The organism is Marinoscillum furvescens DSM 4134 (assembly GCF_003386095.1).
GTDB classification, from domain to species: Bacteria; Bacteroidota; Bacteroidia; order Cytophagales; family Cyclobacteriaceae; genus Marinoscillum; species Marinoscillum furvescens.
The window spans coordinates 264,721-275,704 of sequence record NZ_QREG01000002.1 but is presented as its reverse complement, the minus strand read 5'-3'; the positions used below and the strand labels follow the sequence as shown (position 1 = coordinate 275,704).

The 10,984-nt window shown below is 43.9% G+C and carries 8 protein-coding genes; 5 read left to right on the top strand and 3 right to left on the bottom strand.

Features of this window, described 5'->3' with window-relative positions; translation table 11 throughout:
- Positions 1-124 precede the first annotated feature (124 nt).
- The 3 genes from C7460_RS03540 to C7460_RS03530 are packed head-to-tail and all read left to right on the top strand — an operon-like array spanning position 125 to position 5,938.
- Positions 125-1,324, top strand: coding sequence for an efflux RND transporter periplasmic adaptor subunit (locus C7460_RS03540; RefSeq protein WP_115866695.1), 1,200 nt, complete (start codon positions 125-127; stop codon positions 1,322-1,324).
- Between the two features lie 10 nt (positions 1,325-1,334).
- Positions 1,335-4,544, top strand: a complete 3,210-nt coding sequence (locus C7460_RS03535) for an efflux RND transporter permease subunit (protein ID WP_115866694.1) — start codon at positions 1,335-1,337, stop codon at positions 4,542-4,544.
- Positions 4,545-4,573: 29 nt separating this feature from the next.
- Positions 4,574-5,938 carry a TolC family protein gene (locus C7460_RS03530; RefSeq protein WP_115866693.1) on the top strand — a complete coding sequence of 455 codons (1,365 nt, stop codon included), beginning with the start codon at positions 4,574-4,576 and terminating at the stop codon, positions 5,936-5,938.
- On the opposite strand, the gene C7460_RS03525 is transcribed toward C7460_RS03530, so the two are convergent.
- Positions 5,932-7,239 (bottom strand): D-alanyl-D-alanine carboxypeptidase, encoded by a 1,308-nt coding sequence (locus C7460_RS03525; RefSeq protein ID WP_115866692.1) that lies wholly within the window; start codon positions 7,237-7,239, stop codon positions 5,932-5,934. The two genes, C7460_RS03530 and C7460_RS03525, sit on opposite strands and share 7 nt — an antisense overlap.
- Before the next feature lie 153 nt (positions 7,240-7,392).
- Between C7460_RS03525 and C7460_RS03520 the strand changes: the two genes are divergently transcribed.
- Entirely contained in the window at positions 7,393-8,685 is a 1,293-nt protein-coding gene (locus C7460_RS03520) for a cation:proton antiporter (RefSeq protein ID WP_115866691.1), read from the top strand.
- Positions 8,686-8,699: 14 nt separating this feature from the next.
- The gene (locus C7460_RS03515) at positions 8,700-9,329 is read left to right on the top strand and encodes a GOLPH3/VPS74 family protein (RefSeq protein WP_115866690.1); all 630 of its coding nucleotides are present in this window, start codon (positions 8,700-8,702) and stop codon (positions 9,327-9,329) included.
- A gap of 76 nt (positions 9,330-9,405) precedes the next feature.
- On the opposite strand, the gene C7460_RS03510 is transcribed toward C7460_RS03515, so the two are convergent.
- Together C7460_RS03510 and C7460_RS03505 are read right to left on the bottom strand one after the other, a co-directional pair.
- On the bottom strand, positions 9,406-9,867 hold the full coding sequence (locus tag C7460_RS03510; protein WP_115866689.1) for a hypothetical protein: 462 nt from the start codon (positions 9,865-9,867) through the stop codon (positions 9,406-9,408).
- Positions 9,864-10,958: a potassium channel family protein gene (locus C7460_RS03505; protein WP_115866688.1), complete on the bottom strand. Its 1,095-nt coding sequence runs from the start codon at positions 10,956-10,958 to the stop codon at positions 9,864-9,866. The genes C7460_RS03510 and C7460_RS03505 overlap by 4 nt, the downstream gene beginning before the upstream one ends.
- Between the last annotated feature and the right edge of the window lie 26 nt (positions 10,959-10,984).

Sequence of the window (10,984 nt, the reverse complement as noted above, 5' to 3'; positions counted from 1 at the left end):
ACTTAAAAGAATTGCTTGATCGGTGTTTTCGTCCGCTTGTCAAGTAAGTTCGCGGCAGTGCAACAAAAGGAGGGCAATTCCTTTAAACCATAAGAATTCATTCAGATTTAGTAATCACCTATTTATGCAGAAAAGACAGTGGTTGATATTGGCAGTAGGGGCGGTAATTTTTGCCAGCGCCATAGGCATGTCAGTATTTTTTGCCGGACAAAAGGAAGCTCCGGAAACCAAGAAACCTAAGCTAGTAAAGAAATTCGTAAGCACTACATCAGTGACGTACGAAGACATTCAGACCTACATTACCGCTTTTGGGCGAGTAGAAACTGCTCAGTCCATCGACTTAATTTCAGAAGTATCTGGCCGTATGTATGAGGGCTCTGTGAGACTCAAAGAGGGGCAACGATTCAGAAAAGGGGCCTTACTCTTTTATATCGATGATAAGGAAGCTGCTCTGACGTTGAAATCTCAAAAAAGCAACTTTTTACGTGATCTGGCGGCTATTTTGCCCGACTTGAAGATAGATCATCCAAATAGCTATTCACAATGGGATGCTTATTTTAAAGCGGTAACGGTGGACAGTGATTTGCCCGAATTGCCAGAAGCCAAAACTGATAAGGAAAAGACCTTTTTAGCTACTCAGGGGATTTACTCTACTTTTTATACCATCAAAAGTGCTGAGGAGCGCCTCACCAAGTATCGCTATTATGCGCCATTTGACGGGAGTATCACCGCAGTGAATCAGGAGTCGGGGGCTTTTGTCAATCCTGGTACGAGTATAGGAACCATTATTAGAACAGGTCGCCATGAGCTGCGTGTAGCTGTAGAAAGCAAAGATATTCCATGGGTGCAAATGGGCACCTCTGTGGAGCTCTATTCGGCGGAGACTCAGCAGCGGTGGGCCGGCGAAGTGACTCGAATCAGTGATGTAGTCAATCAGAACACACAGTCTATAGATGTTTTTGTTTCTATCCAGCCGGGCAAAGAAAAAATATATGATGGACAGTTTATCCAGGCGGCCATTCCTGCAAGGAAAGTAGAGCAGGGAATGATCATACCCCGGCATGCCGTGTACAATGCGAATGAGGTATACGTCGTAGAAGATACCCTTCTAAAAATAAAAGAGGTGTTTGTGCACCGCACCATGGAGGAAAGTGTAGTGGTAAGTGGCTTGCCCGAGAATGCTGATCTGGTTGTGGAACCATTGATCAATGCCCACAATAATATGGTGGTGCACAAGCTGGAACAGAAAGATATCAACCTGGAAATGGGTGGATCAGAGGCTAAGCCCACATCACTGGGAGCCACCAATACTTCATCAAACTAATATTTAAGCTATGAGTATGATCAAAGGATTGGTAGCCTATTTTGTTAAATACCCTATTCTGGCAAATATTCTGATAGCTCTCACCCTTCTGGGCGGTATCGTGAGTTTTTTGAATACCAGGATGTCGTTTTTTCCTACCTCTAAAGATCGGGTGATCAATATAACTGTAGCCTACCCGGGCGCATCACCTGAGGAAATGGAGGAGGGTGTTACCACCAAAATAGAGGAGGCGCTGAAGTCTACAGCTGGGATTGATGAGATTAATTCTACTTCTTCGGAAAACAGTGCAAGCATTTCCATACTTACACTGGATAATTTTGATATCGATGAGATCTACACTGAAGTAAAAAATGCAGTGGATGGGATTTCGTCGTTTCCAGCAGGGGCTGAAAAACCCATCGTTTATAAGCAGCGTCAGCGATCTACAGCGCAATGGCTTGGGCTCACAGGGGATGTGAGTTTGAAAACACTCAAGGAATTTGCCGAAAGTATAGAGGATGAGCTGCTCGCTACAGGTGTGATTAGTCAGGTCAATGTTTCGGGTTTTCCTCCATTGGAAATCTCTATAGAGGTGAGTGAAGAAACGCTGCGACGATACAACCTGCGTTTTGATGAGGTAGTGGCCGCAGTGAGGCTCAACAACCGAGACATTTCGGCTGGGTCCGTAAAATCAAAAACTGAAGAGATTCTCATTCGCTCTAAAGCAAAAGAGACCGAAGCTGATCAGATCGGTGAGATAGTAGTCCGCAGTAATGCTGACGGCACCAAGTTGCTACTTCGGGATATTGCTGAGATAAAGGAGCAGTTTGCAGACCAACCAAGCAAGGCATTGCTAAATGGCGAACAGGCGGTGTTTTTGGAAGTGCGAAAACTTGAAACCGAGGATCTCACGGAGATCTCGGAAACAGTGTCGGCCTATGTGGAGAAATTTAATGAGCAAAACAGTGCGGTGCAGCTGACCACCACATGGGATTTTAACAATATGCTCAACCAACGTCTGGACTTGCTTACCTCCAATGGCCTGGTTGGGTTGCTATTGGTGCTGATTTCATTGGGCTTGTTTTTGAGTATTCGTCTGTCTATTTGGGTGGCTTGGGGGATCCCAGCCTCTTTCCTGGGGATGTTTATACTTGGATCGTTCGTGGGGCTTACTGTCAATATGATTTCCCTGTTTGGAATGATTCTGGTGATTGGTATTTTGGTGGATGATGGCATTGTTATCGCCGAGAATATCTATGCTCACTTTGAGAAGTCAAAGAACCCGATCCAGGCAGCAGTCCGGGGCACCCTGGAAGTTTTGCCGGCGGTATTCACCTCAGTGACTACTACCATCGTGGCTTTCTTGCCATTACTTTTCCTCACTGGCGGCTTTGAGTTTTTGAAGGATATGGCCTATGTGGTGATATTTAGCCTTGCGTTTTCTCTACTAGAGGCTTTCTTTATCCTGCCGGCCCACCTTGCCAGCAAGTCGGTGTTGAGTGTGAAAAAGGAAGACACGCGCAGCTTCAAGATTCGCAGTGCCATCAATGGCTTTATAGATTACTTACGGTACCAGCTTTATGGAAAGGCTCTGCAGTTTTGTATGAAATACCGAGCAGTTTCTTTAGCAATGCTATTTGGGTTTATTGCCATTATTGTTGGGCTGTTGGCAGGAGGTCAGATCAAAGCCACTTTCTTTCCACAGATACCTTTCAATAGCTTTAATATCAATATTTCGTTTAAGCCTGGTGAGCGTGAGCAAAAAGTGGAAGCCTACCTGGAGCGCTTCAATGAGGCCGTGTGGAAAGTGAACGATGACATGAAATCCGAGTTTGAGACAGATGAGGATATTGTTACTTATACCTTCACCAATGTTGGGTTTTCTGGAGATGGAGAGAGTGGTTCGCATGCCGGGAATGTGAATGTAATGTACGAGGAACTGGATAAATATGGCATCAATCAGTTTGACTTGATTGGGCGTATACGTAAAGAAATAGGTCCTGTGCCAGAGGCTGATAAGTTCAGTATTGGGGGTGGTAACCGCTGGGGTAAGCCTGTATCGGTTATGCTACTGGGAAAAAACTATGACGAGCTTCGGCAGGCAAAGGAATTTTTGAAAGCTGAGTTGGAAAATATTCCTGACCTCAAAGAAATTCAGGATAATGTTCCGATTGGTAGGAGAGAGATGCTTTTTGATCTACGACCAGAGGCGTACTTTCTGGGGCTTACTCATGACGACATTACCAGACAAATGCGTCAGGGCTTTTTTGGCGAAGAGGCGCAGCGTTTCATGAAAGGCAATGACGAACTGCGTGTGTGGGTACGTTATCCAGATGAGGATCGTAGTAGTATTGGTCAGCTGGAGGATATTAAAATCAAAACAGCAGATGGAAAATCCTTTCCACTGACACAGGTGGCGGACTATCAAATCGAAAGAGGAGTGTCTGGTATTCGTCATTACAACACTTCACGAGCTGTCACAGTAGAAGCCGACCTGCATGACCCATTTGCAGAAGTGCCGCCGATCATTTCCAAGATTCAAGACACCATCATACCCGAACTCAAGGCGAGGTTTCCATCAGTAAATGTGGACTATGGGGGGCAATCAAAAGAAAGTGCCCGTGCCGGACAGGAGATAGGATTGTATTTTGGGGGAGCATTTTTGCTGATATTCTTTATCCTGATGATCACTTTTAGGTCCTTTTACCAGGCCTTGCTGATTACGCTCATGATACCATTAGGCTGGTTTGGTGCCATGTTTGGGCACGGCGTGGAGTCCTGGATCAGTGGCAGGGAGCTGCCCGTGTCGCTACTCAGCGTCTGGGGTATGGTAGCACTCTCTGGCGTGATTATCAACGACGCAGTGGTGTTTTTATCCAAGTTTAATTCGCTGATCAAAGAAGAAGGGCAAAGCGTTTATCAAGCAGCATATAATGCAGGGATTGCCCGTTTTCGCGCAATTATGCTTACTTCACTCACTACCGTATTGGGGTTGTACCCGCTCATCAAGGAAACGAGCTTTCAGGCTCAGTTTCTTATTCCGATGGCCATATCAGTAGCGTATGGAGTATTGATAGGTACTTTTATTATTCTGCTTTTCTTCCCTGTGTTTATCCTTTTGTTCAATGATATTCGGAGGGCTATCGTATGGTTTTGGACTGGAGAAAAACCTAGTAGAGAAGAAGTAGAACGTGTGCTGCTCGATGAAAAGCGACTAGAAGAGTACCGAGAGTCTGCTTAATGATTAGAAGATATATAATGCAACAAACAATGATAAAATATAACGCTTTGATGGTGCTGATGGTGCTGGCCATAGCCGGACATGCACAGCAGGCACTTTCACTGTCTGATGCCATTACTCTGTGTTTAGAGAACAACTTTGATATCCGTATAGAGCGTCAAAATGTAAACATTGCAGAGAACAACAATAATTGGGGGCAAGCAGGATTGTTGCCGACAATTTCATTTGGGGTAAACCAAAACAATAATTTGTCTGACAATGTGAAAACAGCCTCACCATTTCAGCTGCAAGACATTACACTATCCAATTCTATCAACCCGGGTGTTACAATGGACTGGGTGCTGTTCGATGGGTTTAGGGTGATCACTACCCGAAGACGGTTGGATCAATTGGAAGCAGAAAGTGCAGGAAACGCATCGATAGTGATAACCAATGCACTGCAAACGGTAATACTTGGATATTATCTGGCTACATTGGAACAAGAGCGCCTTCAGGTCTATGAGCGTCAGTTGGCGCTGAGCAGTGACCGCTACGTATATGTGAAGACCAAACAGGAGCTAGGTAGTTCTGTTACTTCGGATGTGTTGCTGGAGGAGGGGAATTACCTGAGTGATTCGGTAAATTATGTAAATCAGGAGTTGGTGTTAAGGTCCGCCGTGCGTAACCTGAACTTGGTAATGGGAGTGCGTGATGTGGATACTGAGTACGTGTTTACTGACGATCTGAAGGAAGACTTTCCGTCCTATGAGTTGGGGGATTTACAGCAAAAAATGTTTGATGGGAATGTAGACTTGAAAAAGCAGTACATCTCTCAAAGCATACTGGGCTCAGATGTGGACCTGGCAAGAGCTGATCGCTACCCTACATTGACCATGAGTGCAGGGTATTCGCATACTAGAAGTAGAGTGGATTTAAGCCGAGCGTCTTTTCCACAAAGTGATGGCAGCAGTAGCCCTGGGCCAGAAGATCCTTTGAATGCTATTACAGATAATTACTTTGCGAATTTCCGACTGTCTTTTACCCTTTTCAACGGAGGGAAGATTAACCGAGCGATTAAAAATAGCATGGTGCGTGAGGATATAGGAAATATACGCATCGATCAAATGAAGACAACTCTTGACAGGGACCTGCGTCAGGCATATGATCGCTATCAGGTTAGGAAGCAGCTTTTTGATATCAATCAGCGGCTGGAGTCATCTGCTGCTACCAATCTGGACATCACGCAGGAAAAATTCAAAGGAGGTACGATCAATTCATTTGATTATCGAGTGGTTCAGAACAACCACCTCAATGCATCTATACAGAAATTGCAAGCAATCTATAACCTAATGGAGAGTAAAATCGAGCTCATGCGACTTACCGGAGGGCTGATTTCCAAACATGTAGATCAGTAGCGATCCCGAATGGTTTCCAGGAGTTTTTCCATTTCCAACTTCACATCAGTGACCGGGTGCGTGTAGTTGTTGTTCATGATCGAAAATATAAGCCATCGGCCTGAGCGGGTTTGAATGTATCCGCTCAGGCAGTGATTGTTGCTAAGTGTGCCGGTTTTTGCAAACACATAGGGTTGATCAGCGTCATACCAGTGTTTGATGGTGCCCGATACCCCTCCATTTGGGAAAATGTACTTGATAGATGCTTTGTCGGAGTGATTCAGGATTTTTTGAAGAAGCACAGCCATTACTCTGGGCGTCATTAAGTTATATCGCGACAGCCCCGATCCGTCCACCCAGCGAATGTCATCGGGGAGATTCCATATTTCGATAAGTGCTTTACTAAAGGCACTTATGTTGGTATATCCTCTCGATCTGGCCGTGGTGATTAAGAGTTGTTCGGCCAGGAAGTTGTCACTACGCTGCATCATGAGTGCCAGAGTGGGGAGGGTGGCCTGGTTGTAAAGAGTGTCAGCGTTATGTGATGGGGCATCTGTGCTGCTGCTTATCGTGATGTGAAGGGTGTCAGCTAGCAGGGTATGGAGTAATTCTTCGCTCCAGGCGAAAGGAATTTTTCGTTCAAAGGTAGACGTGTCGTACTCCATCCAGATATTGAAAAGGTTGTAATGCAAATCTCGATATACAAGACTGCCCGGGCGTTCTCCCACATACCTATTGACATAGTGATTGAAAAAAGATGGTACGATGTGTAGTGTGTCGGTACTGTAAATTCTTACTTCATTGCCATAGATCGGCATCCAACATCGCTCACTTTGAAAACTATACTGATAATCGTCCCAAGCCCATCCGGGACCAAATGGCTCCAGAATGCGATCGGGTAATGCTACAGACAGGTGGGGTGCCTGTGCAAGTTTTCTAATTACGGGCTGTTCGGGAAAATCTTGATGTAGAAAAGTAGGGTCACCGAAAGGTTGAATGCATACCGTGCTGTCAGGCATGAGGTAGGTAGATCCAAAAGGTAACGAGTCCTTTAGATGAGTGAGACAGGCCAGGGTGGTGAGTATTTTGGTGTTCGAAGCAGGTGTAAAATGCAACGCTTCATTTTGCTTTAGAAGTACTTCACCAGTGGTAGGATCGAGGAGGTAAAATCCCGTAAACTGATTGCTGAATATCGGGGAGGTCTTAAGGGTTCGCTTGACCTTTAGTGCACCCAGGGTTTGGTTGGCCGTTTTGCAGCTAAAGGATGTAGCTAAAAAAACACAAAATATTCCAATAACCTGAAAGTCTCGCATTGTAATCATGGGGCTAAAAATCGGCTTTTATTAAGAATATTTAAAGATTTTTCTGGTTTTTAGTCTGGAATAAAAGTTAGGCAATATTTTTTTTGTAATACTTTTATTTTTATTTTGGCAATGCCAATATGGAGTCATTTTTAATCCATTATTTTTCACCAAATGAGTATACTCGACCTAATCACGCTGCTGATTTTTCTTGCAGCAATTTTCACGCTGATTAACATCACGGCCTTGAAACTCCCAAGTACGATTGGGTTGATGGCCATCGCCTTAATGATGTCAGTATTTATTCTAATACTTGGTTATGCTTTTCCGGCTGTTACCAGAGGAGCGGAGCACATTGTAGAAGAATTCGACTTCAAGGAAGTACTTATGGGCGTCATGCTCAACTTCCTGCTATTTGCCGGTGCACTCTCGGTGAATTTGAAAAAGCTACTCGAAGAGCGAGTGCCTGTACTGGTACTTGCCACAGTAGGTACGCTCTTGTCCACATTTATTGTGGGTACACTAGTGTTTTATACCTTTCCCGTATTAGGAGTAGAGATTGATTACATTTATTGCCTGTTGTTTGGTGCGCTTATTTCGCCTACAGACCCTATTGCAGTACTTGCATTGATCAAGAAATTTGGGCTTTCAAAAAACCTGGAAATTAAGATTGCAGGTGAGTCGCTTTTCAATGATGGTGTAGGAGTAGTAGTTTTTCTAACTATCCTTGGTATTGCTCAGGCCAGTTTTGGGGGCGATGCTGCCGGGCATGGAGGTCACGGGGGCGGAGAGATTACCGCAGCGTCAGTGGCTCTGCTATTTGGCAAAGAAGTGATCGGAGGAGTGCTTCTAGGGGCTATTTTTGGTTTTCTAGGTTTCCGTTTGCTAAACTTTATCGACAATGATCATGTGGAGCTAGAAGTGCTCGTAACACTTACACTAGTGATGGTGGGGGGTAGAATCGCCGAACTGTTGCACGTGTCTGGTCCATTAGCCATGGTGGTAATGGGACTCTTTATTGGAAATGAAGGTAGAGACGAAAAACTTGCCAACGCCACTGGTGAATATGTGTTCAAGTTTTGGCACCTGCTCGATGAGGCACTCAATGCCATTTTGTTCATTCTGGTAGGGCTGGAGATGATTGTGATTGCCAACACGTTCTCGCCTAACAGTATCTTAATCGGTATCGCAGGAATTCTCATAGTTCTCACTGCTCGCTTTATTGGGGTGTCGGTGCCAATTAGTATCATGTCCTTTTTCAGAACTTTTGAGCCAAAAACCATTGCTATATTGACCTGGGGTGGTTTACGTGGAGGTATTTCTGTAGCTTTGGCCCTGTCTTTATCGGAGTTTACCTGGATAGAGCCAGTGATCAAGGAAACCATACTTTTTGCTACCTACTGTTGCGTAGTATTCTCGATTCTGGTGCAGGGACTTACGATGGGATTACTATTGAAAAAAAATTAACTGTAGCTTGATATATGAAAATTAGCATTGCTGAAGGACTGTATTTGATTGCACTTGATGACGAAGAAGGTAGACTTCTGGCGGCAGCAGAAAAATCAATTGTCCCTGGCTTGATCAGTGCGGCATTACTGGAGTTGCACTTATTGAAGAAAGTAGCAATCAAAGATAATGTGATTGAAGTGCTGGATCAAACAGGTACTGGAAACGGTATTCTAGACAATATCCTGAAAAAGGTAAAGTCTGGGGTTGGTTTGATTGATGCTGTGGAAAATCTGGCGCATACTTTCAAAGACATTCAAGAAGATCTGAATGAATTGCTGGTACAGCGAGGTATACTCAAAAAAGAGGCTACCAAGCTGATGTGGATTCCACTCTCTGAGCGAATGGACAATGCCAATTACGCGTTTGAGGCAGAAATTCGTAAGAGCTTACAGGCAATTGTGTTTAAAAGCGCTAAGCCGACCAATTCGTTCGTGATATTGATGTCTCTAATCTATGACTGCAACATCCTTGATGAGGTTTTTCGAGATAAGGATGAGCTGATAGATGCTGTGAAAGTGGCGAAAGATATTGTGAATTCGCCAGTGGTATCAGAAGACGTGTCGAAAGCACTGAAGGTGCTCAAGGCGCATTTTCAGAAGTAAGAAAAAACAATAAGACATAAAAAAAGCACGAGTGTTCGCTCGTGCTTTTTTTATGTCATAACTCTTTTAAAACAACTTATTCTTCTTCTGTATCACCCAGGGAGTTAGTCCTGCTGTCGCTTTTTAGGTTGTTTTGTTCTAGCTGGTTGAGCTCATCTTGCTCTATGTTTAGATAGCGCAGAAAGATTTCTTCAGTTTCTGCAGTGACATCCTCTACAGAGCGTCTACTCACAGCAGCTAGTGTTTTTATTTGTAGTTCCTGAATCGTGCGCATGTGGGCTAGAAGCGAGTCCTGCTTTTCCATAAGCTTGTTTGCTCTAAATGCCATAAACCCAAATCCCTCATGCGGGTTATTATTGTCTTTTTCCAAAATGAGGTATTCTATTCCATCTACAGTGATCTTGTCAAAGTGTACCATGATGTCTTCATGAATCTCACGAGGCTTAAATTGCTCGCCTTCATTGATGTCTCTGTTTTCACAGCCCATCATGGTAGCAAGGGCAGCCCCTGTTAGTATCAGTGATTTGAGGTGTTTCATGATTCTTTTTTCTGATCTCTGATGAAGCCTTCATTCACTGCAAATGTCTTCTTGAGCAGTTTAAAAGCTTTTCCGTTCATGATGATTATGAGGTAGTCGCCAGGAGCAATTTTAAGATCGCCATGAGGGTTTTTGATCAGGCGCTTATTACCGTATTTGTCACGCTTTGTGATACCAATCAAAATACTGTTGTATCGGCGCTTGAGATCAAAAAAAGCTTCCTGATAGGCTTTCCCAAGGTAGGGGTTTGAGGAGTTGACCAAAAACTGCTTCATGTCATAGTCCGAATCACCTTTTGCGAACGACATGATGGACTCACTATACGCAGCCACATCCGGCTCAAACATATAGGAAGCCAGTAGTTTGGAAGAGATTTCGTGTTTGGAAATCGTATTGGTTACCCCAGCGCTCACAAACGTGTTTTTTAGGTCTCCATTGTCCAGGGTTACTACGTATTCCAGGTCTGGAAATACCTTTTTTAGATTCAGGATATAGACCAGCTTTTCGGTATCGTCATCCAGGTTGACAAAGACAATGGACGACTGCTCGATGTTACTTTTCTTTAATAACTCAAATGCCGTAAAGTCAGAAAACAGAATGTAAATGTCACGAGAGTTGTAGTTGTCTTTGATGATGTCTATATGGTCTTTGTTGTTGGTAATAACCGCTACTTGCTTGCCGACACCAATCAGCTGCTCTACGACCATTTTTCCAAATTCGTTCCATCCGATGATGACTGCATGCCCTTCAAAAGAGGTGCCATTGTAGCCAAGTTTTTTGTTTTCTTTAATAGTAGCCATAAGTGTAGTGAATTGACCGATCAACAAACCATAAATACCGATGCTCATGAGGATAAAAATGTAACCAATTGCCCTTCCGTATAAGGTGGCAGGGAAAAGGTCTCCATAACCCACAGTAGTAAGTGTGACGATAGAAAACCAAATCGCATTTTGATAATCCCGAATACCCGACTGAGTGCTGTCTTTCTCTACATAGATAAGAATGGTAATCAGTAGAAAGTAGACTAAAAAACCGGCGATGATTTCAAGAATAATCTTTAGCGTCTTATTCTTTGTAATTTCCTTTAGCATGTGATTGATGATACAAACCAACCAAA